We start from the raw sequence: 24,378 nt of genomic DNA, 5'->3' as shown, positions 1-24,378 counted from the left end.
GCCCGGCCGGTTTCTCACCCGGCCGGTTTCTCCGGCTAAAATCCTGCCCGCCTCACACTTCTTCGCTGCCCTGCTTCTCAAGCGCGCCACAATCCCTATGGTTAACAGGTTACAAAGGTTTAGCCGGGGTTACAGGCTGTTACCGGCGCATGACGCGCGTGCCCCGGCTGTGCATTTCCCCTTCCTCCCCCTACAGATACAAGGAGCAGTTTCCATGAACAACGTCAAAACCAGGCTTATCTGGTTAGCGGTGGCGTTACTCGGTGCGGTGGCCTTTGCCATGCTGGCCCTGAGCCGTGGCGAGGCGGTCAACGCCGTGTGGCTGGTGGTGGCCGCCGTGGCCTGTTACAGCATCGCTTACCGTTTTTACAGCCGGTTCATTGCCACCAGGGTGTTTGAGCTGGATGACCGCCGCATGACCCCGGCGGAGCGCCACAACGACGGGCTGGACTATGTGCCGACCAATAAGTGGGTGCTGTTCGGCCACCACTTCGCGGCGATTGCCGGGGCCGGGCCGCTGGTCGGGCCGATCCTGGCGGCGCAGATGGGCTTTCTGCCCGGCACACTGTGGATCCTGATCGGCGTGATGCTGGCCGGGGCGGTACAGGATTTCCTGGTGCTGTTTATCTCCACCCGCCGCGACGGTCGTTCGCTGGGTGAAATGGCGAAGCAGGAGCTGGGCGCATTCGCCGGGGTTATCACCATGCTCGGCGCACTGGGGGTGATGATCATCATCCTGTCGGCGCTGGCGCTGGTGGTGGTCAAGGCGCTGGCTGACAGCCCGTGGGGCCTGTTCACCATCGCCGCGACCATCCCGATTGCCTTGCTGATGGGCGTCTATATGCGCTTTATCCGCCCCGGCAAAATCGCGGAAGTCTCGGTTATCGGTTTTGTGCTGATGATGCTGGCGATTATCTACGGCGGCAACGTGGCGCAAGACCCCTACTGGGGGCCGTTCTTTACCCTGTCCGGCACCGCGCTGACCTGGGTGCTGGTGATTTATGGCTTTGTGGCCTCCGTGCTGCCGGTGTGGCTGCTGCTGGCCCCGCGTGATTACCTCTCCACGTTCCTGAAGATTGGCGTGATTGTCGGGCTGGCGGTCGGCATTGTGTTCGCCATGCCGGAGATGAAGATGCCGGCGGTGTCGCGCTTTATCGACGGTTCCGGCCCGGTGTTTGCCGGCAGCCTGTTCCCGTTCCTGTTTATCACCATCGCCTGCGGCGCCATTTCCGGCTTCCATGCGCTGGTGTCCAGCGGCACCACGCCGAAGCTGATTGAGCGTGAAAGCCATATCCGGTTTATCGGTTACGGCGCGATGCTGATGGAGTCTTTTGTGGCGATCATGGCGCTGATCTGCGCCTCAGTGATTGACCCCGGCGTTTACTTCGCCATGAACTCCCCGGCTGCGCTGATCGGCACCACAGTGGAGAGCGCCTCACAGGCGATCAACGGCTGGGGCTTTGTGGTAACGCCGGATCTGCTGACGCAGATTGCGCGTGACGTCGGCGAAACCTCGATCCTCTCCCGTGCCGGGGGCGCGCCGACCTTTGCCGTCGGCATGGCCCATATCATCACCGAGGTATTTAACAGCCGCGCCATGATGGCGTTCTGGTACCACTTCGCCATCCTGTTTGAGGCGCTGTTTATCCTGACGGCGGTGGATGCCGGTACCCGTGCCTGCCGCTTTATGGTGCAGGACCTGGCAGGCGTGGTGGTGCCGGGGCTGGCGAATAACCGCTCGTGGCTCGGCAACCTGGCCGGCACCACGGTCGCTGTGGCCGGCTGGGGCTTCTTCGTCTATCAGGGGGTGATCGACCCGCTCGGCGGCATCAACACCCTGTGGCCGCTGTTCGGCATCGGCAACCAGATGCTGGCCTCGATGGCGCTGATCCTCGGCACCGTGGTGCTGTTCAAGATGAAAAAACAGCGCTACGCCTGGGTGACGCTGCTGCCGACCGCCTGGCTGTTTATCACCTCGATGACCGCCGGCTGGCAGAAAATTTTCCATGAGAAACCGGCGATCGGCTTCCTGGCGCAGGCGCGGAAGTTCTCCGCCGGGATTGACGCCGGAACGGTGATCGCCCCGGCCAAATCACTGAAAGACATGGAAACCATTGTGTTTGCCAACCAGATTAACGCCGCGCTGTGTGGGTTCTTTATGCTGGTGGCCGTGACGATGCTGGTGGCCGCGTTCTTTGTTATCCGCCGGGCGTTGCAGTCCAGCAAGCCGACCACCCATGAAACCGAGGTGCGCCTGCGCCGGGAGGCAACACATGGCTGATCGCTCCCTGCTGCTGGCCGTACCGCGCCGGACGGTGCTGACGGTCAGTGCCTGCCACCCGCTGGCAGAGGCCCCGCCGCAGAGCCTGCACGGCCGGGTGCGCCTGGTTTTCCGCCGCCTGGCGCAAAGTTTCCGGCTGATGGTCGGCGTGCATGATTATCAGGCGTACCTGCGCCACCACCGGCTGCACCACCCCAATGAGGCGCCGATGAGTGAGCGCGCCTTCCACCGTTACTGCCTGGAGGCGCGCTTCCCCAGCCAGGGCGGGAAGCTGGGTAAATGCCCCTGCTGAGGCAAAAAAAAAACGGCTCCGTAAGGAGCCGTTCTTATTGGCGGCAAGGCCTACGCCACTTTGGCGATGGAAGACCAGCTCAGCGCCCCATCGGTATTCACAAACATGATCCCGGAGCCGGTGGTGTCCGCCCCCAGCCGTTCGGTGATTGTCCCGATCGGGTAGTTGGTGCCGGACGGCGTTGCCCATTTTGTCACCGTGGTGGCCCGGCAGCCGCGGGTCACGAAGCCCCGTTCGCCGGTGTAGTTGAAGCTGTCCATCAGCACGTTGTTAAACACAATGGAGGCACCGTTCACCAGATCCACCTTGGCCGCGCGCCCGCCGTTGATGATGGCGCTCTGGCGGTAAGCCCCGCTGATGGTGCCGGTAAAGTTACAGTCCGTGAAGGTCACCGGCGCATACCCCGCCACCGGCACTTTGGTTCCGGTGATATTGCCGCTGATGTAACTGCCCATGAAGGTGATATCCCCCCGGATATTGTTCGGGAAACTCACGTTGGTGATATTCCCTTTGATGACCTTCACCTTCCCGGCGTTGTAGAAGAACGACAGGTTCGCCACCGTGGGGTTGATGATGTCCATGTCCGATTCCACCTGGAGCACGTTGGAGACAGCCGGTTCCACCACGGTGATGTCATAGGTCGGCGCCTTGATGTACCAGGAGCTGAACAGACAGGTCGAGAACACCGATTTGGTGCCGTAGGCGGTACTGACCACAGAGGAGCCGCAGTTCCAGTTGCGGAACTCAGAGCGGTCAGCCGCCAGGTAGATCGACGGCACCAGCGACACCCCAACCGTCTGCTGGGTGGTGTTATCGAGTTTGTCGGCGTCAATGATCACCTGCTGGATAATCGAGTTGCCGGTGACGATGCTGTGGTTGAGGTATTTCAGGCCGGAGGCCAGCCCGGTGGTGCCGTCATCCTCAGTCAGGATAATCAGCCGTTCCGCGTGGATGTTGTTGATCACATTCCGCACTTTATTGGCGATTTTGATGCCGCGGTGGTAAGCCTGCTCACACTGCACAGAGACAATGTGGGTGGCGTTCTGGGTATCCGAATCTGACCCCATCACCAGCGCGTAATCGTTCAGGTTACCGCAGCGCTCTACGCTCAGCCGCTGGAACGTGGAGTCCCAGATGGTGTCCTGGTGGATACCGATACCGTTAAACCCTTGCGCGCGGACATGCTCACCGACAAACCATTGGCCTTTCATATAGATGCCGTTCAGCACCGTATCGCGACTGTCGCACTCCACCACTAATGACCCGTCAATGATCTGGCGGCTGGTGCGCCCCGCGTTGGCTGCTTTGGTCGGATCCCCCAGTGTCAGCACATAATCGCCGACGAAGCCGCTCGGCCTGACCTTAAACCGGCCCGCCTGGTCTGCGATGATACGCGTGACGCTGGTCAGGTCGATGGTGGCACTGACGCGCCACGGGCCGAAGCGGAAATCCACCACTTTACCGGCAGACGCCGCCACATAGGCTTTCATCTGCGTGGTGCAGTCGATGCTGCCGCCGGGGCGGCAACCGAAATGCACCGGCAACAACTGGTTTTCCATGCGTTTCCAGCGTTTGCCGCCAGGGGTGACGATCACGGAGCCGCCATTGTCCACGCTGGTGGTGTCTTTGGCGTCATAGGCAAAAAGGCCGCCGCCGTTGGGGATGCTGTCGGTGTAGGTGACATTGCTGTAGTAACTGGCGACGTTAATGGTTTCGCCATCGGTGGTCGGTTCAATTTTACGTAAAGCGACGATATCAAGGCACTGTGTAGCCATGGTTACTTCCTCCTGTTCACTATGAACACCTGCGTAATCACAAAACCCCGTGGCAGGTACGAATCGCTAACTTAAGGGGCGATAATGAGTTTTCGCCTCCCAGCAAGCCAAAGACTAGCGAAACCGTGGGCAGTGAGGAGTCAACAAACATCAATAAACAACACTGTTAATGTTTAAGCAAAACAGGGCGTGGAGAAACAGCAGGATAGCGCCGGAGGAAAACGCCCTGCGCCGGGGGGGCGGGCCATAAAAAACCCCGCCTGGTGAGGGCGGGGTGTTCAGATAACGGATATAAATGGCTTATTTAATGCGCGCCGCCTGCTGGTCGAGGCTGGTTTTGTGGGCACTCTTCACCCTTTTTGACCAGATTGCCGTGATGATCGGCACCAGGACGGAGGTCACAATCACCGATGTCGCCACCAGCGCCGTGGCAGCCGGGGCCACGCTGCGGAATTCCGGTACCATTTCAGCGATCAGCACCGGGGTGGCCACAGCGGCACCCGCCGAACTGGAGGCTGCCACACCGGCGGTGCCGTCACCGCCTCCCAGGAATTTATCGGCCAGGATCAACGGGATACCGGTGATGATAATCACCATAACACCCAGCAGGATCCCCAGCAGGCCGGTCTGGGCAATCACGCTCAGGTTAATGGTGTTGCCCAGGGCAAAGGCGAAGAACGGGATCAGCGTCTGCACCGCTTTGCCGAAGAAATCACGCAGTTCCGGGTCGAGGTTGCCGAGCGCAAAGCCCACCAGGAACGGCAGCACCGCCCCGACAAACACATGCGGCTCAAAGGACGCGATGCCCGCCGTGCCGAGGATGACCATGGTCATCAACGGGCCGGACTCCAGCGACATCAGCACGAAGGCCCCCGCTTCCTCTTTCGTGCCGTACTGCTGCATGATAGAGGCGTACAGCCCGCCGTTGGTCATGTCCATCGCGGCCACCAGCGCCAGCGTTGACAGCCCGGCAAAGAAGCCGATTTCGACGCCGTTTTCCGGCAATATCCGGGAGGCGATCGCCGCCACAATCCAGGCGACCGCGATTTTGGTGACCACCAGCGTGCCGGACTTGCGCAGCACGGTGCCGGTGGCGCTGAGCTTGATCGACGCCCCCATACAGAAGAACCAGACCGCCAGGATCGGCACCGTACCGGCGATCAGGCCATTGGTAAAGGAGCCAAAATATTTTCCGGCATCCGGCGCAAAGGTATGGCACAGCGCACCGAGAAACAGCGGCACCAGCATCATACCGCCCGGAATTTTTTCTATCGCACGTTTAATTTGCATGGGACTTTTTCGCCTCAGAGAACTAAGAAAACGGATGCGCGGCCACTGTGTCCAGCGAGCCTTATTCATTCATGCGCCAATGGTTGAGTAAGTTAACCGTTTACATGGTGAATAAAAATGATCTCACCCACAATTTTGAAACGCCGTTTCTATTTTTGTGACGCAGGCAGTTCACCTCTGGTCAGGCAGGCTAAAAAATCTCATTGCGATCTCATTTTTCTCAAAAATGGCGGGAAAAGCAGCAACGGGGGAGGCAAAAAAAGCCTGCCGGGCGGCAGGCTTACCGCGCAAGGGCGGCGTCAGCTCAGCACACGGGTGCCGAATGCGCCCTGCCAGTCATTGCCGAAGGCCTGGATCGCGGCGTCTACCGCCGGGGCGGTAAACAATTGCTCTGCCACATCCACCGGCAGGGTAATCGAACGGCAACCGGCCAGCAGGCAATCGACCGCCTGGCGCGGGGTACGGAAGCTGGCCGCCAGCACGCTGGCGTGCGGTGCGTGCTGGTCCAGCAACGATTGCAACTGGCGCACCATCGCGATGCCGTCACTGCCCTGCGCATCCAGCCGGTTGACATAGGGCGCCACATACTCCGCCCCGGCCAGCGCGCCCAGCAGCCCCTGCCCGGCGGCGTAAACCGCCGTGCCCAGCGTCGGGATGCCGAGGCTTTTCAGCGTCTTCAGCGCTGCCAGCCCCTCGCCGTTGACCGGCACTTTCACCACCAGCCCCGGCACCCGCTGCGTCAGCATCTGCGCTTCGGCCACCATGTGGTCTGCATCCTCTGCCAGCACCTGGGCAAAGAGTTTGCCGGTGCCGCCCAGTGCATCCCGCAGCGCGGGCAGCACGTCCCACAGCGGTTTCCCGGCGCGGGCCACAATGCTTGGGTTGGTGGTGACGCCATGCAGCGGCAGAATGCGCGCCAGGCGTTTGACGGCATTCACGTCTGCCGTATCCAGATATAGCTCCATCTCACTCTCCTGATTAATTGGGTAACGTCACACTGCCCGCATGGTAACGGATAAAGCCGCCCTCTTCTTGACCCGCGTCAATATAACTTTCGTTCGAAACCATTTTAATCTCCGAACGAAATGGAGGCGCTATGCTGTTTAATCTTCAACGATACTCAACCCACGATGGCCCCGGCATCCGCACCGTGGTGTTTCTAAAAGGCTGCTCGCTGAGCTGCCGCTGGTGCCAGAACCCGGAAAGCCGCGCCCGCACGCCCGACCTGCTGTTTGACCCGCGCCTGTGCATTGCCGGTTGCCGCGAATGCAGCCAGCGCTGCCCGGAGGCAGTGACGCATCAGCAGGATCACCTGACCCTGCACCGTGAACGCCTGACAGAGGCAGATTTGCCGGTGCTGGCGGCCGGTTGCCCGAGCGGCGCGCTGTCGTTGTGCGGCGAGGCGCTGGACAGGGACGCCGTCATGGCGACCCTGTTGCGTGACCGGCCTTTCTACCAGCGCAGCGGCGGCGGCATCACGCTCTCCGGCGGCGAACCCTTTATGCAGCCGGACGCCTGCGCTGACCTGTTGCAGCGCTGCCGGGCCGAAGGGCTGCACACCGCCGTGGAGAGCTGCCTGCATGTGCCGTGGCATTACATTGCGCCCTCCCTGCCGCACCTGTCACTGCTGCTCGCTGACCTGAAACACGTTGATGACGCGCGCTTTCGCGACTGGACCGGCGGCTCCGCGCGGCGGGTGATGGCCAATTTCCGCCGCCTGGCAGAGGCCGGGGTGCCGGTGATTGTGCGGGTGCCGGTCATTCCCGGTTTCAACGCGGATAATGACTCGTTGCGCGCCATCATCGATTTTGCCGCAGACGAGACGCCCTGCAAAGAGATCCATTTTCTGCCTTACCACACGCTCGGCATCAATAAGTATGCCTTGCTGAACCAGCCCTACACCGCACCGGCCACGCCGCTGGATGACCCGGCGCTGCTGGCCTTTGCCCGGCATTATGCCCGGCAGCGCGGCCTGGACGCCCTGTTAAGAGGATAGCACCATGACCCAACTCAACCTTGATACCCTGAGTGACCGTATCCGCGCCCACAAGGCGGCGCTGGTCGCGATTGTCAAACCGCCGATCTGCACCGAGCGGGCGCAGCACTACACCGAGATGTACCAGCAGCACCAGGATAAACCACTGCCGGTGCGCCGCGCGCTGGCCCTGGCGCACCACCTGGCACAACGCACCATCTGGATTAAGCATGACGAGCTGATTGTCGGCAACCAGGCGAGCCAGGTGCGCGCCGCGCCAATTTTCCCGGAATACACCGTCAACTGGATTGAGAAAGAGATCGACGATCTGGCCGACCGCCCCGGTGCCGGGTTCGCCGTTTCCGAGCAGGACAAAACCGTGCTGCATCAGGTCTGCCCGTGGTGGCGCGGCCAGACGGTACAGGATCGCTGCTACGGCATGTTCACGGACGAACAGAAAGCGCTGCTGGAGGCAGGCATTATCAAGGCCGAAGGCAATATGACCTCCGGCGACGCCCACCTGGCGGTGAACTACCCGCTGTTGCTGGAGCTCGGGCTGGACGGCCTGCGCGAAAAAGTCAGTGAACGCCGCGAGCGGCTGGCGCTCACCGACTGGGAAGACCTGCATAAAGAGCAGTTCCTGAAAGCAATTGATATTACCCTGGCCGCGCTCAGTGACCACATCCTGCGCTTTGCCGATCTGGCGCGGCGTATGGCGGCGGAAGAGACGCGCCCTGCCCGCCGCGACGAATTGCAGGCGATCGCGGCCAACGGTGAACTGATCGCCCACCAGCCGCCGCAAACCTTCTGGCAGGCGCTGCAACTCTGCTATTTCGTGCAACTGGTGTTGCAGATTGAGTCCAACGGCCACTCCGTCTCCTTCGGCCGCCTCGACCAGTACCTCTACCCGTGGTACCGGCGGGATGTCGAGCTGACCGGCGCGCTGCCGCGTGAACAGGCGATTGAGCTGCTGAACAGCTGCTGGCTGAAACTGCTGGAAGTGAACAAGATCCGCTCCGGCAGCCACTCCAAAGCCTCGGCCGGCAGCCCGCTCTACCAGAATGTCACCATCGGCGGCCAGCGCTGGGCAGACGGCCGGGCGGTGGATGCGGTTAACCCGCTCTCCTATGTGGTGCTGGAATCCTGCGGCCGGTTGCGCTCCACCCAACCGAACCTCAGCGTGCGTTACCACAGCGGGATCAGCGATGATTTTATGGATGCCTGTGTGCAGGTGATCCGCTGTGGCTTCGGGATGCCGGCGTTCAACAACGATGAGATCGTGATCCCGGAGTTTATCAAGCTGGGCGTTTCGCGCGAGGATGCCTACGACTATGCCGCCATCGGCTGCATTGAAACCGCCGTAGGCGGCAAATGGGGCTACCGCTGCACCGGCATGAGCTTCATTAACTTCGCCCGCGTGATGCTGGCGGCGCTGGAACAGGGGCGCGACAGCCAGAGCGGCCGGGTGTTCCTGCCGCAAGAACAGGGGCTGTCACAGGGCAATTTCACCCGGTTTGACGAGGTGATGGCCGCCTGGGACCGCCAGATCCGCTACTACACCCGCAAGTCGATTGAGATTGAGTGCGTGGTGGATACCGTGCTGGAGGAGAATGCCCATGACATCCTTTGCTCCGCGCTGGTGGATGACTGCATTGAGCGCGGCAAAAGCATCAAACAGGGCGGCGCAAAATATGACTGGGTTTCCGGCTTGCAGGTCGGCATCGCGAACCTCGGCAACAGCCTGGCGGCGGTGCGTACGCTGGTGTTTGAACAGGGTATTATCGGCCAGCAACAGCTGGCGGCGGCGCTGGCCAGCGATTTCAGCGGGCTGGACGGCGAGAAACTGCGCCAGCGGCTGGTCAACGGCGCGCCGAAATACGGCAATGACCGCGATGAGGTGGATGACCTGCTGGTGCGCGCCTACCAGACCTACATCGATGAGCTGAAGCAGTACCACAACACCCGCTTCGGCCGCGGCCCGGTGGGCGGCACCTACTACGCCGGGACGTCCTCCATCTCTGCCAATGTGCCGTTCGGCGCGGCCACCCCGGCGACGCCGGACGGCCGCAAGGCCGGCACGCCGCTGGCAGAAGGCGCCAGCCCCGCCTCCGGCACCGATACCCTCGGCCCAACGGCAGTGTTCAACTCGCTCGGGAAATTGCCGACCTCGGCGATCCTGGGCGGCGTGCTGCTGAACCAGAAACTGAACCCGGCCACGCTTGAGAACCCGCGCGACCGCGAAAAACTGCTGGCGCTGCTGCGCACGTTCTTTGATGTCCACCACGGCTGGCATGTGCAGTACAACATTGTGTCGCGTGACACACTGCTGGCCGCCAAGGCGCAGCCGGATCAGTACCGTGACCTGGTGGTGCGTGTTGCCGGTTACTCGGCGTTCTTTACGGCTTTATCGCCGGACGCGCAGGATGATATTATTGCGCGCACTGAACACACGCTCTGAGAAACCTCTTTTTTCAGAAGATACTTTGTGGCAGCCACCCGGCTGCCCTTTTTTGTCTGGGCCACTATGAACGCACGACAACAACACATTATGCAGGTGGTAAACCAACAGCGCCGGGTCAGCGTGGGCGAGCTTGCCCAGCAGTGCGGCGTCTCTGAGGTGACTATCCGGCAGGATCTTAACCGTCTTGAGCAGCGCAGCTACCTGAAGCGCGTTCACGGTTACGCCGTCGCGATTGAAAGTGACGATCTGGACGCGCGGATGATGTCTAATTTCGCCCAGAAGCAGAAACTGGCGCAGTTTGCCGCCTCACTGGTCAATGACGGCGACACCATCTTTATCGAAAGCGGCAGCAGCAATGCCCTGCTGGCGCGCTACCTGGCGGAGCGCAAGCACATTACGCTTATCACCGTCAGCAGCTATATCGCCCATTTACTGCGCGCTACCCCGTGCGATGTGATTTTGCTGGGCGGCATGTACCAGAAAGAGAGCGAAACCGTGGTCGGCCCGCTGACCCGGCTCTGCATCCAGCAGCTGCATTTCAGCAAAGCCTTTGTCGGCATCGACGGTTTTACGCCGGAGAGCGGCTTTACCGGGCGGGACATGATGCGCGCCGATGTGGTCAACGCGCTGCTGGCGAAGGGGGCCGAGAATATCGTGCTGACCGACTCCTCGAAATTCGGCCAGATCACCCCCAACGTGCTGGGCGCAGCCAGCGCCTTCAGCCGGGTGATAACCGACGACAAACTGCCGCCGCAGTATGCGGATTACCTGATCGGGCAAGGGATTACGGTGGATCGGGTCAGCGAATAACGTTGGCCTGGAAGAACAGCGGCCCGCGTTGCCGCAGGCTGCTGAGGAAGAGGATAAAGGCCGGCGGCGCCGGTGGTTATTAACCCAGGCTGTTATTGGCCCAGGCCCTTATTGACCATAGTAGGCATTTTTGCCGTGCTTGCGCAGGTAGTGCTTGTCCAGCAACTGCGGCTGCATCGCCGGAAGTTCCGGGGTAAGCTGGCGCGAGAAAATGCCCATATACGCCACCTCTTCCAGCACCACGGCGTTGTGCACCGCGTTGTCGGCGTCACTGCCCCAGGCAAACGGGCCGTGGGAGTGCACCAGCACCGCCGGTACGGCCTGCGGATCGATCTGACGTTCGCGGAAGGTTTTCACGATCACCTCGCCGGTTTCCCACTCATAACGCCCGCCAATCTCCGCCCCGGTCATCATCCGGGTACAGGGGATGGGCCCGTAGAAGTAGTCTGCGTGGGTAGTGCCCCAGGCCGGGATGTCCTGCCCCGCCTGCGCCCAGATGGTGGCATGGCGTGAGTGGGTATGCACAATGCCGCCCGCCTGTTCAAAATTAAGGTAGAGCACCCGGTGGGTGTCGGTGTCTGACGAGGGCTTTTTGCTGCCTTCCACCACGCGGCCGCTCTCCAGCTCCACCACCACCATGTCTTCGGCCGTCATATGCGCATACTCCACCCCCGAGGGTTTGATCACCAACAGCCCCTGTCCGCGGTCAACGGCGCTGACATTTCCCCAGGTAAAGGTCACCAGATTGTGGCGCGGCAGGGCCAGGTTTGCTTCCAGCACCTGTTGTTTCAATTCGTTAAGCATCTTCATGTCCTTGGTTACTGCGCAGATGCCCTATTCTGGAAGCCCGGCCCGATGCCCGGTATGGGTGAAATCGCTGAAGAGTGCGTAGAAACCTGCTGTGTCGCCATCTGTGTCTTTTTGTGCGGCACCCATTCCGGGCGAAATAAATTAAGAATATTTACCTAGTCGCTGCGCCGGCAATAAATAGAATACGCCCTGTCCGGTTCTGTTTTTTTGCGTTGTTTTTATGGCCGTTCTGTCGGGCGGCGAAATAGAACACCAGGAAACCCGGTTCATTCCACGGGAATGCCAATGAACATTCTGATGTTCCCGATAATCTGCTGTGTGGAATTCCACCCAGAGACACGAAGCTGGGCATTATTGCCTATAATGAATACAGCAGTACCGGCTTGGGTTGATTAATTTCACTTAAGTCAAAATATGGCGTATTCCCCTGCAAGGAGAAGTAAACATGATGAAAGTCAATAAACGTCTGACCACCGTGGTGCTGGTCACGACCCTGGCCCTTTCCCTGTCGGCCTGTTCCAACATGTCCCACCGCGGCCGTAACACCGCCATCGGCGCAGGTGCCGGTGCACTGGGCGGCGCAGTCCTGACAGACGGCAGCACCCTGGGTACGCTGGGCGGTGCAGCCATCGGCGGGATTATCGGCCATCAGGTTGATCGTTAATTGAAATAGCGTTGAAAAAAGAAAAGTAAAGAAATGTCTGTCCGGGTCAGGTTATTTAACCGGCCGCGTTTACCTGCTAAAGGCGTTATAAACGCAACAACAGGCAGGACAGATAATCAGGCAGGATGCCGGTAACAGATTTCAGGTCTGATAATAAAAAAGGTGCGTTAAAGGCACCCGCGTCAGGAATAACCGGGCTATCCGCCGGGATATCCCCCTCAGCGTTACCTGAGCGCATTTTGATAAGTATGACGTTTATTCACGCCCAGCAACCTCAACGTTGTCACCTGCGGGCGCACTGTGCGCCCGCAGTTTTCATCACCGGTATCAGCCGCCCGCCAGTTTGACTTTCATGCCTTTGGCTTCCAGCAATTGCTGCAACAGCTCACGCTTGTCGCCCTGGATTTCAATCACGCCCTCTTTTACCGCACCGCCGCAGCCGCATTTTTTCTTCAGCTCCGCCGCCAGTTTCTCCAGTGCCGCGTCATCCAGATCCACCCCGGTGATCACGCAGACCCCTTTGCCTTTACGGCCGCTGGTCTGGCGCTGGATACGTACGATGCCGTCACCTTTCGGCCGCGCCGGTTTGCTCTGTGGGGCGACAATCCGGCCGCTGTCGGTGGAGTACACCAGCGGGTTATCATCACGTGCCATCCTCTTCTCCTCAGGCCAGTTCAGCTAAAATAGCGCGCAGCGCCGCAGCCGGATCGGCAGATTGGGTAATCGGACGCCCGATCACCATATAGTCCACGCCCGCGGCCTGTGCCTGTTGCGGGGTCATGATGCGGCGCTGGTCGCCTGCGTCACTGCCCGCCGGGCGGATGCCGGGGGTCACCAGCCGGAAATCAGGGCCGCACTGCTGCTTGAGGCGCACCGCTTCGTGGGCGGAACAGACCACGCCATCCAGCCCGCAGTCACGGGTCAGGCGCGCCAGCCGCTCTGCATGGTCTGCCGGGGAGAGATCAATGCCGACGTCGGCCAGATCGCCCTGTTCCATGCTGGTCAGCACAGTGACGGCAATCAGCAGCGGCGCATCGGCACCCAGCGGCAGCAGCGCCTCGCGGGCGGCCGTCATCATCCGGCGGCCACCGCCGGCGTGCACGTTCACCATCCAGACGCCCAGCTCAGCGGCTGCGGCCACCGCTTTGGCCACGGTGTTGGGGATGTCATGGAATTTCAGATCGAGAAACAGCTCAAAACCCCGGCTGTGCAGGTCACGCACCAGTTGCGGCCCAAACAGGGTGAACATCTCCTTGCCGATTTTCAGGCGGCAGTCACGCGGGTCAATCTGGTCAGCAAAGGCCAGCGCGGCCGCCTGATCAGCATAGTCCAGCGCGACAACAACCGGTGAGGAGACCGGGCCACGGGAGGTGGGGGTGAGAACAGACGCCATTTCTTCATCCTTATACGCGGGGGGTTGGGCAGGGATCGCCATTTTTACCGCCCGCATTCTACATGGCAGCGGCGGGAAAGCCCAGCGTGCGCCGGGCCGCACGGCAGAGCGCCGTGCTTACTGGCCGTCTAGGCCGCGGATCGGTTTGACGGAGGCCCAGGCACGGCAGGACGGGCAGTGCCAATACAGGGAATGGGCGGTAAAGCCGCATTTATGGCAGCGGTAGCGCGGTTTGGTACGGATCTGCTCGCCGACCATGTCACGCAGCAGTTGCAGGCTCTCTTTGGCGCGCCCCTCTTCGGCGTCGGCCAGGTGGTAATCCATCAGCCGGTAGAAGACGCGCATGGTCGGGTGGCGCTGCAACTGGCGGTTGATATAGACCTGCGCCACGTCACGGCCTTCGTCCTGCTCCAGGATCTCCGCCAGATAAAGCTCCGCCACCGCGCCGGTGTTGCTCTCCACACAGCGCTTGAGGAAGGCTGTCCACTCCGCCGGTTGTTGCAGGTGAGAAAAACATTCATGCAGCATCGGCAGGGTTTCGCTGACCATCTCTTTGTCCTGCTCCAGCACCTGCTCCAGTGCGGCGGCGGCTTTCGCCCACGCCTCCTGCGCCATAAAAATGCGGCCCTGCATGATGGAAACGCGCGCGCAGTTGCGGTCGGCGGCGGAGGCTTTTTTCAGCAGCCCCATCGCCTTTTCCTGATCGTCACTGCCCATCGCCAGCAGGGCCAGTTCACAGTAGAAGTGCGCCACCTCGGCCCGTTTGTCCTCTTTGCCCAACCGGGTGAGTTTTTCCGCGACATCAATCGCTTTTTGCCAGTCGCTGGTGGCCTGGTGAATCACCAGCAGCTGTTGCAGTGCCGAGTGCTGGAAATCCTCTTCTTTAATCAGCTGGGTGAACATCTCCTCCGCCCGGTCATAGAACCCGGCGGCCATGTAGTCGCGCCCCAGTTGCTGTACCGCCAGTAACCGCTGTTCAAAAGAGAGCGACGCGCTCTCCATCAACGCCTGGTGGATGCGGATGGCGCGATCGACCTCGCCGCGTGAACGGAACAGGTTACCCAGCGTCAGGTGGGCTTCCACGGTGCTGCTGTCCTCTTTCAACATATCGAGGAACAGGTCGACCGCTTTATCCTGCTGGTTGGAAAGCAGGAAGTTCACCCCGGCCACATACTCGCGTGACAGGCGGTTCGCCTCCTGTTGCTTGTTCTGTTGAGCACTTCTGTGCCCCATGTACCAGCCGTAGGCGGCTGCCACAGGCAACAACAGAAACAGCAGCTCTAACATAGGGGGCTATTCCTTGCTGAGAGAGGTCTGCGCGGCAGGCTGGCTCTCACCGGCCGGTGCAATCTGCTGCTCCAGGCGTTTGATCTTACGCTGTGCGCGGGAGAGTGACAGGCGTACGCGCAGGTAGAACAGGCCGCAGATGACCCAGCCAAGGATAAAGCCGGTGCCGAACAGCGTGGCCAGCAAGGTAGAGACGCGGTAATCGCCCTGGGCAAGGAGATAATTAAAGGTGACCACCTGATCGTTATGGGCGCCTAACGTGATGGAAATCACGATGATCACCAGCAAGACCAAAAAAATGAGCAAATATTTCACATTTATTCCTGTGATGCCGGGTTAACCGGATGAATTAAGCCAACATTGTGGCGTCCTGACCTATTAAGTTAGCACTTCCCATTGCAGCTGGGAAACCCTGCGCCATGATAAAGCCGCTTACCGCCGCTATTTGCACACTGTGTGCCCAATGGCCGGAATAAACCGGCAGGGGCGCGGCGGGAAAACGCCCGCCCTCGCCCCGCCAGGATCAGGTTTTTTCGCGCTCGGCGATCTCTTTATGCTCGTCACGCTCCACGTTCAGCGGGCCGATGAAGCGTTGCACCACACAGCAGGCCAGCGTCACCAGCGCCCAGCTCATCACCGTCGCCATCGCCAGATCGCGCGGCCAGTGCATCCCGAGCACCAGCCGGCTGCCCATCACCGCCACGGCCCAGACCACCAGCAGCACAATGGTTTTATAGCGGCGGCGCGGCCAGAGCAGGCCGATGCCGAGCAGCGCCCAACTGGCGGCAAACATGGTATGGCCGGAGGGGAAGGCAAAACCGGTCTCAAACTGCCAGTGCGCTTTCAGCCAGTGCGGCACCTGGGTATTGTCCCGCAACTGTTCCTCCACCAGCGCGCTGCGGTCCGCCCGCTTGAGCTGGTAGAACGCCTGGTTATCCACCTGGTACTGCTGTTCCATCCAGACCACAAACGGCCGCGGCTCCTGGACATGCTCCTTGACCAGGCTTTTGAGTTGCTGCCCCAGCAGGATGGCCGCTGACAGCAGCAGCGCCAGCCCGATCGCCCCACGCAGCTGGAAACGCAGGCACCACAGGAACCAGGCGATCAACAGCGCAGAGGTGATAATCCCCCACGGGCGGGTCACGGTCTGGGTTATCCAGTACAGCCCCCGCAGGAAAGGCCCGGCATCACCCGGCTGCCACTGCCAGCCCGACGCCCAGACGGCCAGCGGCATCAGCAGCAGGATCAGCGCACCCAGCGTGGTGCGTTTTACAATGGCGAACAGCGTGCCGTTTGCCAACAGGGAAGTGCGATTTTCAGGCATGGTACCGTCCTTGTAAAAATGAGCGTTAATTTAACCACGTCGTCATAAGCTTGACACAATAAATCCATTTCACCGCGGCCAAAGTACGCTAGTATTTCGAATGGCCGAAAACAGGCCGCTCCCCGGCAGGTCATCAGCCCTTTTGTTGCCTATCCAGCATGATCGGCGGGTTTTTGCCTGCCCGGCGTCTGCTTTTTGCTGTGGCGGCGGCGGCCGGTTGTACGGCTCCCCGGCGGTTTAGTGCTGGTCAAGGCGCGCCGCAGAACGTAGGATGCGCAACAAGAATAACGTCAAATATCAGTTTTTTTGGAGAGTAACATGCAGCTTAAACGGGTCGCCGAAGCGAAACTGCCGACGCCGTGGGGGGATTTCCTCATGGTCGGCTTCGAAGAGTTGGCCACCGGGCAGGATCACGTGGCGCTGGTGTACGGCGATGTCTCCGGCAGTGCGCCGGTGCTGGCACGTGTGCATTCAGAGTGCCTGACCGGCGATGCCCTGTTCAGCCTGCGTTGCGACTGTGGTTTCCAGCTGGAAGCCGCCCTGACGCAGATTGCCGAAGAGGGGCGCGGCATCCTGCTCTACCACCGTCAGGAAGGGCGCAACATCGGGCTGCTGAACAAAATCCGCGCGTATGCGTTGCAGGACAAAGGCGCAGACACCGTGGAAGCCAACCATCAGCTCGGGTTCGCCGCCGATGAGCGTGACTTCACCCTGTGCGCGGATATGTTCAAGCTGCTGGGGGTAGACGCCGTGCGCCTGCTGACCAATAACCCGAAAAAAGTGGCGATCCTGACGGAAGCCGGCATCAACATCACCGAACGTGTGCCGTTGATTGTGGGGCGCAACCCGAAAAATGAGCACTATCTGGCGACCAAAGCGGCCAAAATGGGCCACCTGCTCGACCCGAAAAAATAAGCCGTTCCGGCACGAAAAAGGGCACCCCAGCGGGTGCCCTTTTTTATAGGCCGCCGGGCAACAGGTGCCCGGCACATCGCGGCTTAGGCCAGCATTTTACGGATCATATAGTGCAGGATGCCGTCATTGTTGAAGTAGGTCAGCTCATTGCTGGTATCGATGCGGCAACGGGCGTCGATCTCAGCGGTATGGCCATCTGCGTAGGTCAGCGTCACTTTTACCGTTTGCCCCGGTGACAGGGTTTGCAGGCCATGAATACTGATCTGCTCCTCGCCGGTCAGCGCCAGGGTTTTGCGGGTTACCCCGTCCGGGAACTCCAGCGGCAAAATCCCCATGCCGATCAGGTTAGAACGGTGGATACGTTCAAACGATTCGGCAATCACCACACGGATCCCCAGCAGTCGCGGCCCTTTCGCCGCCCAGTCACGGCTGGAGCCGGAACCATATTCCTTACCGGCAATCACCGCCAGCGGCACCTTCTCCTGCTGGTAACGCATTGCGGCATCATACACTGCCATCTGCTCCTGGGACGGCAGGTGGCGGGTGATCCCACCCTCCACGCCCGGCACCAGCTCGTTACGGATGCGCACGTTGGCAAAGGTCCCGCGTACCATCACCTCGTAGTTGCCGCGGCGCGAACCGTAGGAGTTGAAATCCTCTTTCGCCACGCCATGATCGCGCAGATAGTACCCGGCCGGGCTTTCCGCCTTGATGTTACCCGCCGGCGAGATGTGGTCCGTGGTCACTGAGTCGCCCAGCATCAGCAGGATGCGCGCGCCTTCGATGTCCTGCACCGTTTTCGGCTCCGCCTCCATGTCGTCGAAGAACGGCGAATGGCGGATGTAGGTGGAGTCATGCTGCCAGCTGTAGGTCGGCGAGCCTTTCACCTGAATCGCCTGCCAGTTTTCATCGCCGTTAAACACCTCAGAGTACTCTTTGAGGAACATCTCGGTGCGTACCTGCTCCACGGCCTGCGCGATCTCATTGGCACTCGGCCAGATCTCATGCAGGTAGACAGGTTTGCCCTCTTTGTCGGTGCCGAGCGGATCGGCACTGAGGTTGACCTTCAGGTTACCGGCCAGCGCATAGGCCACCACCAGCGGCGGCGAGGCGAGCCAGTTGGTTTTGATCAGCGGGTGGATGCGCCCTTCAAAGTTACGGTTGCCGGAGAGCACCGCGCCCACCGTCAGGTCACCGGCTTTGATCGCCTCTTCAATCGGGCCGAGCAGCGGGCCGGAGTTGCCGATACAGGTGGTACAGCCGTAGCCCACCAGGTTGAAGCCGAGCTTGTCGAGATAGCTCATCAGCCCCGCCTTGGCCAGGTAGTTGGTCACCACCATTGAACCGGGTGCCAGCGAGGTTTTTACCCACGGCTTGCTCGTCAGGCCGCGCTCCACCGCTTTTTTCGCCACCAGCCCGGCGGCCATCAGGATGCTGGGGTTGGAGGTGTTGGTGCAGGAGGTGATGGCGGCGATCACCACCGCGCCGTTTTCCAGGTTCAGCTCCTCACCGCGCAGGGTGATGGTTTCGGCCTCGCTGCCGGCACGGGCGTTGACATCCAGTTCCGTCGCGGCGTTAAACGCCTGCGGCACGCCGGGCAGCGCCACGCGGTCTTGCGGGCGTTTCGGCCCCGACACGCTGGACTCCACCGTCCCCATATCCAGCGCCAGGGTGCTGGTAAAGATCGGTTCGTCGCCCTCATGCCGCCACAACCCCTGCTCGCGGGTGTATTTCTCCACCAGCGCGATCTGCTCATCGCTGCGACCGGTGAGTTTCATGTAGCTCAGCGTCACCTCGTCTACCGGGAAGAAGCCGCAGGTGGCACCATATTCCGGTGCCATGTTGGCGATGGTGGAGCGGTCGGCCAGCGGCAGATCGGCCAGCCCGTCGCCGTAGAACTCCACAAATTTGCCGACCACGCCGTGTTTGCGCAGCATCTGCGTCACCGTCAGCACCAGGTCAGTGGCGGTGATGCCCTCACGCAGTTTGCCGGTGAGTTTGAAGCCCACCACATCCGGGATCAGCATCGACACCGGCTGGCCGAGCATCGCCGCTTCCGCCTCAATACCCCCCACCCCCCAGCCCAGCACGCCCAGGCCGTTGATCATGGTGGTGTGGGAGTCGGTGCCGACCAGGGTGTCCGGGTAGGCGATCTCTTTGCCGTCCTGCTCCTCATGCCACACCGCCTGCCCGAGGTACTCCAGGTTCACCTGGTGGCAGATGCCGGTACCCGGCGGCACCACGCGGAAGCGGTTAAACGCCTGCTGCCCCCAACGCAGGAACTGGTAGCGCTCATGGTTACGTTCCATCTCCAGCCGCACGTTCTCATCAAACGCGTGGGTGGTGCCGTACTCATCCACGGTGACCGAGTGGTCAATCACCAGGTCAACCGGTGACAGCGGGTTAACCTGATCCACGGCCCCGCCCAGCCGTTTCACCGCCTCACGCATTGCGGCCAGATCCACCACCGCCGGGACGCCGGTGAAGTCCTGCATCAGCACGCGTGCCGGGCGGTAGGCAATCTCACGGTTGGCATGGCCGGTTTTCTGCCAGTTCACCATCGCCCGCAGGTCGTCCTCGGTGACGGTGTCGCCATCAATATGGCGCAACAGGTTCTCCAGCAAGACCTTCATCGATTTCGGCAAGCGGGAGATGTCCCCCAGTTGCTCAGACACCGTATTCAGGCTGTGGTAGTGGTACTCGTGATTCAGCGCGTCCAGCTTTTTCTGACTTTGCTCACGAAGATCGGATGACATGGCGCTCCTCCCATTTGGATCTGTTCATGTCACACAATGCCCGGCCGGAGAGCGGAATACCGCCAATACCCGGTCAGGTTGTGCGTCTTAATTTAAAGATAACACAAACAGCGCGTAACGTTTTGATAACAACACCTTTTGATCAGGACGATCGGCGCAACCCCTTAATGGCAGGGGAAAATCGGTAAAACCGCGTAGACAGGGGGGAACAGGCGGGAGGGCAAAGCCGCCGGGCAGTACCCGGCAGGCAGGGTTATTTTACCGGCAGGGACACGGTTATTTCACCGGCAGGGAGATGTCTTTGAACATCGCCTCAATCTCTTCGTTCGAGCGCAGTGACACCGCGCTGTCCACCACGTCACGCGTCAGGTGCGGTGCGAAACGGTGGATGAAGTCGTACATGTAACTGCGCAGGAAGGTGCTGCGGCGGAAACCGATTTTGGTGGTGCTGTAGGTAAAGATGTCGCGCGCATCCACCGTGACCAGATCCGGGTCTTGTACCGGGTCAATCGCCATGCTGGCGATCACGCCGACGCCCAGCCCCAGCCGTACGTAGGTTTTGATCACATCGGCATCGGTGGCGGTAAACACGATGCGCGGCGTCAGCCCGGCGCGGTTGAAGGCAGTGTCCAGCTCCGAGCGGCCGGTAAAGCCGAAGGTGTACGTCACGATCGGGTACGTCGCCAGTTCTTCAATGGTGACATGCTCTTTCCCGGCCAGCGGATGGTCGGGCTGGACCACCACGGCACGGTTCCAGTGGTAGCACGGCAGCATCACCAGATCGTCATACAGGTGCAGCGCCTCGGTAGCGATGGCGAAATCAGCCGTGCCTTTGGACACCGCCTCAGCGATCTGGGTCGGCGACCCCTGGTGCATATGCAGCGACACCCGCGGGTAACGCTCAATAAAGCCCTTAATCACTTGCGGCAAGGCATAACGCGCCTGGGTATGGGTGGTGGCGACATAGAGCGAGCCTTTGTCAGGATAGGTATGCTCACCGGCCACGGCTTTGATGGCGTCAACTTTAGACAGCACTTCACGTGCAATGCGGATGATCTCCTGCCCGGCGGGCGTCACCTGGGTGAGGTGCTTGCCGCTGCGGGCAAAGATCTGAATGCCCAGCTCATCCTCCAGCATCCGCACCTGCTTGCTGATGCCCGGTTGTGAGGTGTAAAGCCCTTCAGCCGTCGAGGAGACGTTAAGGTTGTGATTGACAACTTCCACAATGTAACGAAGCTGCTGCAATTTCATATCTTTACCGTCCTAGGTTAAGCACTGCCCCGCAGGCAGTCAGACAAGGGGTGATAAGCGCATCGCCGATCTGTGCATCGCCGGGGGAAGCGTAACGCCGGGGCGAAAAAAGTCAGGTCAGTTAATGACAATTAAACATAAAAAAAGATTTTATATAACCATTATAACAATCGGGACGGGCCTGTATAGCGCTTCACCCTGCCTGCTGGTAATTTCTGTCAATCAATGCACATAAAATCATATGTATGCATGATGATAAATCCACCCGCTATAAAAAAACCAGCGTTTAGACGCTGGTTTTTTGCGGAGTGCTCAGGCGGTCACCTTCTCAGGGACGCTTATTTTTTGGTTTCAGCCCACTTGCCGTCGACAAAGAACGCTGACCAACCGGTCGCCTTGCCGTCTTTCTCAGAGGAGACGTACTGCTGCTTGGTTTTGCGGCTGTAGCGTACCAGGGTTTTGTTGCCGTCCGGGTCAGTGGCCGGTGCATCCGCCAGGTAACGCAGTTTCTCCGGCAGGCGGTCACGGAAACGGGCCAGCTCTTCAACCAGCGGCGCACGGGTTTCGCGCGATTTCGGGAAAGTGTTGGCCGCCAGGAAGACCCCGGCCGCGCCGTCACGCAGCACGAAATAAGCGTCAGACTTCTCACACTCCAGCTCCGGCAATGGTACCGGATCTTCCTTCGGCGGCGCCACTTCGCCGTTACGCAGGATTTTACGGGTGTTTTTACAGGCGTCGTTGGTGCAGCCCATGTACTTGCCGAAACGCCCCATTTTCAGGTGCATCTCTGAACCGCACTTCTCGCACTCCACCACCGGGCCGTCATAGCCTTTCAGGCGGAATTCGCCCTGCTCAATCTCGTACCCTTCACAGGCCGGGTTGTTACCGCAGACGTGCAGCTTGCGCTGGTTGTCGATCAGGTAGCTGTCCATCGCCGTGCCGCATTTCGGGCAGCGGCGGCGGGCGCGCAGCGCGTTGGTTTCGGCATCTTCGCCTTCCAGCACGTTAAGCACTTCGGTTTCCGGCACCAGGTTAATGGTGGTTTTGCAGCGCTCTTTCGGTGACAGCGCATAGCCGGAGCAACCGAGGAACACGCCGGTGCTGGCGGTGCGGATCCCCATTTTACGGCCGCAGGTCGGGCAGTCGATGCTGGTCAGCACCATCTGGTTCGGGCGCATACCGCCCTCTTCCGGGTCCTGCTCAGCTTTGCCGAGCTGGTCACTGAAATCGCTGAAGAAGCCGTCCAGCACCGCTTTCCATTCCGCCTGATTGTTGGCGACCTGGTCGAGGTCATTTTCCATGCGTGCCGTGAAATCGTAGTTCATCAGCTCGCGGAAATTCTCTTCCAGCCGGTCAGTGACGATCTCACCCATCTTCTCAGCGTAGAAACGGCGGTTTTCCACCCGCACGTAACCCCGGTCCTGAATGGTGGAGATAATCGACGCATAGGTTGACGGGCGGCCGATGCCGCGTTTTTCCAGCTCTTTCACCAGCGAGGCTTCGCTGAAGCGCGCCGGCGGCTTGGTGAAGTGCTGGCTCGGCAACAGCTGTTGCAGGCTCAGTTCGGTACCGATCGCCACGTTCGGCAGCGTGCGGTCTTCATCATTTTTACGCAGCGCCGGCATCACGCGCGTCCAGCCGTCAAAGCGCAGGATGCGCCCCTTGGCGCGCAGCTGGTAATCCGCTGCCTGCACCGTCAGGGTGGTGGAATCATATTTGGCCGGGGTCATCTGGCAGGCAACAAACTGGCGCCAGATCAGCTGGTACAGCTTCTGCGCGTCCGCTTCCATGTCTTTCAGCTGCTCGGCCACCACCTGCACATCCGAAGGACGGATCGCTTCGTGCGCTTCCTGGGAGTTCTCTTTGCTGCTGTAGGTGTTCGGCTCTTTCGGCAGGTATTTGTCACCAAATTCGCTGCCGATGTAACCGCGCACCATGGTCAGGGCGTCCTGGCTCAGGTTGGTGGAGTCGGTACGCATGTAGGTGATGTGGCCCGCTTCATACAGGCGCTGCGCCATCATCATGGTTTTTTTCACGCCGAAGCCCAGACGGGTACTGGCCGCCTGTTGCAGCGTGGAAGTAATGAACGGGGCGCTGGGGCGGCTGCTGGTCGGCTTGTCTTCACGATCCAGCACCGTGTAGCGCGCTTTTTCCAGCAGCGCGACGGCGGCATGGGTCTGTTCGCGGTTGACCGGTTTGAACGGCTTGTCATGGTGGTGGGTCACCTCCATGTTCAGCACGGTGTCGTCCTGGGTGTTCAGCTGGGCATGCAGCTCCCAGTACTCTTCCGGCACGAACGCCTTGATTTCGCGCTCACGCTCCACCACCAGCCGGACGGCCACCGACTGCACGCGGCCGGCGGACAGGCCGCGGGCGATTTTTTTCCACAACAGCGGGGAGACCATGTAGCCCACCACGCGGTCCATAAACCGGCGTGCCTGCTGGGCATTAACGCGGTCAATGTTCAGCTCGCCAGGCTGGTTAAACGCCTGCTTGATGGCGTTTTTGGTGATTTCGTTGAACACCACGCGGCTGAAGCGGCTGTCATCACCGCCGATCACTTCCCGCAGGTGCCAGGCAATGGCTTCCCCTTCGCGGTCAAGGTCGGTAGCGAGGTAGATGTGGTCGGCGTTTTCCGCCAGGGACTTCAGCTCCGCCACCACTTTCTCTTTGCCGGGCAGGATTTCATACTGCGCCTGCCAGCCGTGGTAAGGGTCAACCCCCATGCGGTTTACCAGTGCGGCTTTCTCATCCTTTTTGACTTTTTTCTTTGGTTTTTCTTCGGAAGATTCGGCGCTTTTTTTACTGGCTGACCCGCTGGTGGGTAAATCGCGGATATGACCGACGCTGGACTTCACCACGTAGTCATTGCCTAAATATTTATTAATCGTTTTGGCTTTTGCCGGGGACTCAACTATTACGAGAGCTTTTCCCATATTTATCTTTACCTAAATTAATTCTTCCGAAAAAGAAATTTTTATCTCGTTATGCCGCAGCAGTATGACTCTCTTTTTTATATTGCGGCAGTGAAGCAGGAGATCAAGGCATTTTTCATCATCGGGTTCCTGATTGGTCATCACTGACACAATCCGCC

The 24,378-nt window shown here is 60.2% G+C and carries 19 protein-coding genes; 7 read left to right on the top strand and 12 right to left on the bottom strand.

Annotation, left to right across the window (positions count from 1 at the left end; genetic code table 11):
- Window positions 1-214 precede the first annotated feature (214 nt).
- Together CYR52_RS12130 and CYR52_RS12125 are read left to right on the top strand one after the other, a co-directional pair.
- On the top strand, window positions 215-2,281 hold the full coding sequence (locus tag CYR52_RS12130; RefSeq protein WP_072933036.1) for a carbon starvation CstA family protein: 2,067 nt from the start codon (window positions 215-217) through the stop codon (window positions 2,279-2,281).
- The gene (locus CYR52_RS12125; protein WP_072933034.1) at window positions 2,274-2,573 is read left to right on the top strand and encodes a YbdD/YjiX family protein; all 300 of its coding nucleotides are present in this window, start codon (window positions 2,274-2,276) and stop codon (window positions 2,571-2,573) included. Before CYR52_RS12130 ends, CYR52_RS12125 begins: the two co-directional genes overlap by 8 nt.
- Before the next feature lie 50 nt (window positions 2,574-2,623).
- On the opposite strand, the gene CYR52_RS12120 is transcribed toward CYR52_RS12125, so the two are convergent.
- The 3 genes from CYR52_RS12120 to fsa form a co-directional block, all read right to left on the bottom strand.
- Window positions 2,624-4,348, bottom strand: coding sequence for a hypothetical protein (locus CYR52_RS12120; RefSeq protein WP_072933032.1), 1,725 nt, complete (start codon window positions 4,346-4,348; stop codon window positions 2,624-2,626).
- Between the two features lie 300 nt (window positions 4,349-4,648).
- A complete protein-coding gene (kdgT, locus tag CYR52_RS12115; protein ID WP_072933030.1) occupies window positions 4,649-5,638 on the bottom strand; it encodes a 2-keto-3-deoxygluconate transporter in 990 nt (329 codons plus the stop codon).
- A 299-nt stretch (window positions 5,639-5,937) separates the two neighbouring features.
- A complete protein-coding gene (gene fsa / locus CYR52_RS12110; protein ID WP_072933028.1) occupies window positions 5,938-6,603 on the bottom strand; it encodes a fructose-6-phosphate aldolase in 666 nt (221 codons plus the stop codon).
- 131 nt (window positions 6,604-6,734) lie between these two features.
- On the opposite strand from fsa, the gene CYR52_RS12105 reads away from it, so the two are divergent.
- The 3 genes from CYR52_RS12105 (at window position 6,735) to CYR52_RS12095 (ending at window position 10,884) form a co-directional block, all read left to right on the top strand.
- Window positions 6,735-7,634: a glycyl-radical enzyme activating protein gene (locus CYR52_RS12105; RefSeq protein WP_101828662.1), complete on the top strand. Its 900-nt coding sequence runs from the start codon at window positions 6,735-6,737 to the stop codon at window positions 7,632-7,634.
- A gap of 4 nt (window positions 7,635-7,638) precedes the next feature.
- Window positions 7,639-10,071 carry a formate C-acetyltransferase/glycerol dehydratase family glycyl radical enzyme gene (locus tag CYR52_RS12100; protein WP_101828661.1) on the top strand — a complete coding sequence of 811 codons (2,433 nt, stop codon included), beginning with the start codon at window positions 7,639-7,641 and terminating at the stop codon, window positions 10,069-10,071.
- A 66-nt stretch (window positions 10,072-10,137) separates the two neighbouring features.
- Window positions 10,138-10,884 carry a DeoR/GlpR family DNA-binding transcription regulator gene (locus CYR52_RS12095; protein ID WP_072933096.1) on the top strand — a complete coding sequence of 249 codons (747 nt, stop codon included), beginning with the start codon at window positions 10,138-10,140 and terminating at the stop codon, window positions 10,882-10,884.
- A 108-nt stretch (window positions 10,885-10,992) separates the two neighbouring features.
- Here the strand turns inward: CYR52_RS12095 and araD are convergent, their stop codons facing one another.
- The gene (gene araD, locus CYR52_RS12090) at window positions 10,993-11,688 is read right to left on the bottom strand and encodes an L-ribulose-5-phosphate 4-epimerase (protein WP_072933021.1); all 696 of its coding nucleotides are present in this window, start codon (window positions 11,686-11,688) and stop codon (window positions 10,993-10,995) included.
- Between the two features lie 451 nt (window positions 11,689-12,139).
- On the opposite strand from araD, the gene osmB reads away from it, so the two are divergent.
- Window positions 12,140-12,358, top strand: coding sequence for an osmotically-inducible lipoprotein OsmB (gene osmB / locus CYR52_RS12085; RefSeq protein WP_072933019.1), 219 nt, complete (start codon window positions 12,140-12,142; stop codon window positions 12,356-12,358).
- 327 nt (window positions 12,359-12,685) lie between these two features.
- Here osmB and yciH read toward each other — a convergent pair whose 3' ends face one another.
- The 5 genes from yciH to pgpB all read right to left on the bottom strand — a co-directional run bounded on the left by yciH (window position 12,686) and on the right by pgpB (window position 16,323).
- Window positions 12,686-13,012, bottom strand: coding sequence for a stress response translation initiation inhibitor YciH (gene yciH / locus CYR52_RS12080; RefSeq protein ID WP_072933016.1), 327 nt, complete (start codon window positions 13,010-13,012; stop codon window positions 12,686-12,688).
- A 10-nt stretch (window positions 13,013-13,022) separates the two neighbouring features.
- Window positions 13,023-13,751 (bottom strand): orotidine-5'-phosphate decarboxylase, encoded by a 729-nt coding sequence (gene pyrF, locus CYR52_RS12075; RefSeq protein ID WP_072933014.1) that lies wholly within the window; start codon window positions 13,749-13,751, stop codon window positions 13,023-13,025.
- A 117-nt stretch (window positions 13,752-13,868) separates the two neighbouring features.
- Window positions 13,869-15,038 (bottom strand): lipopolysaccharide assembly protein LapB, encoded by a 1,170-nt coding sequence (lapB, locus tag CYR52_RS12070; protein WP_072930703.1) that lies wholly within the window; start codon window positions 15,036-15,038, stop codon window positions 13,869-13,871.
- A 6-nt stretch (window positions 15,039-15,044) separates the two neighbouring features.
- Complete coding sequence (locus CYR52_RS12065; RefSeq protein ID WP_072930705.1) at window positions 15,045-15,353, bottom strand: LapA family protein; 309 nt, start codon at window positions 15,351-15,353, stop codon at window positions 15,045-15,047.
- A gap of 208 nt (window positions 15,354-15,561) precedes the next feature.
- A complete protein-coding gene (gene pgpB, locus CYR52_RS12060; protein WP_072931021.1) occupies window positions 15,562-16,323 on the bottom strand; it encodes a phosphatidylglycerophosphatase B in 762 nt (253 codons plus the stop codon).
- Window positions 16,324-16,680: 357 nt separating this feature from the next.
- Here pgpB and ribA point away from each other — a divergent pair, with 357 nt between their 5' ends.
- The gene (gene ribA / locus CYR52_RS12055) at window positions 16,681-17,277 is read left to right on the top strand and encodes a GTP cyclohydrolase II (protein ID WP_072930715.1); all 597 of its coding nucleotides are present in this window, start codon (window positions 16,681-16,683) and stop codon (window positions 17,275-17,277) included.
- Window positions 17,278-17,360: 83 nt separating this feature from the next.
- On the opposite strand, the gene acnA is transcribed toward ribA, so the two are convergent.
- From acnA to topA, 3 genes are all read right to left on the bottom strand, one after another.
- A complete protein-coding gene (gene acnA / locus CYR52_RS12050) occupies window positions 17,361-20,033 on the bottom strand; it encodes an aconitate hydratase AcnA (protein ID WP_101828660.1) in 2,673 nt (890 codons plus the stop codon).
- Window positions 20,034-20,309: 276 nt separating this feature from the next.
- Window positions 20,310-21,284 carry an HTH-type transcriptional regulator CysB gene (gene cysB / locus CYR52_RS12045; protein WP_101814522.1) on the bottom strand — a complete coding sequence of 325 codons (975 nt, stop codon included), beginning with the start codon at window positions 21,282-21,284 and terminating at the stop codon, window positions 20,310-20,312.
- Between the two features lie 338 nt (window positions 21,285-21,622).
- On the bottom strand, window positions 21,623-24,220 hold the full coding sequence (topA, locus tag CYR52_RS12040) for a type I DNA topoisomerase (protein WP_072930721.1): 2,598 nt from the start codon (window positions 24,218-24,220) through the stop codon (window positions 21,623-21,625).
- Window positions 24,221-24,378 lie beyond the last annotated feature (158 nt).

It is taken from the genome of Chimaeribacter arupi (assembly GCF_002858805.1).
GTDB lineage: Bacteria > Pseudomonadota > Gammaproteobacteria > Enterobacterales > Enterobacteriaceae > Chimaeribacter > Chimaeribacter arupi.
Note: the sequence above shows the minus strand (reverse complement) of the source record. Positions and strands in the feature narration are given on the sequence as shown.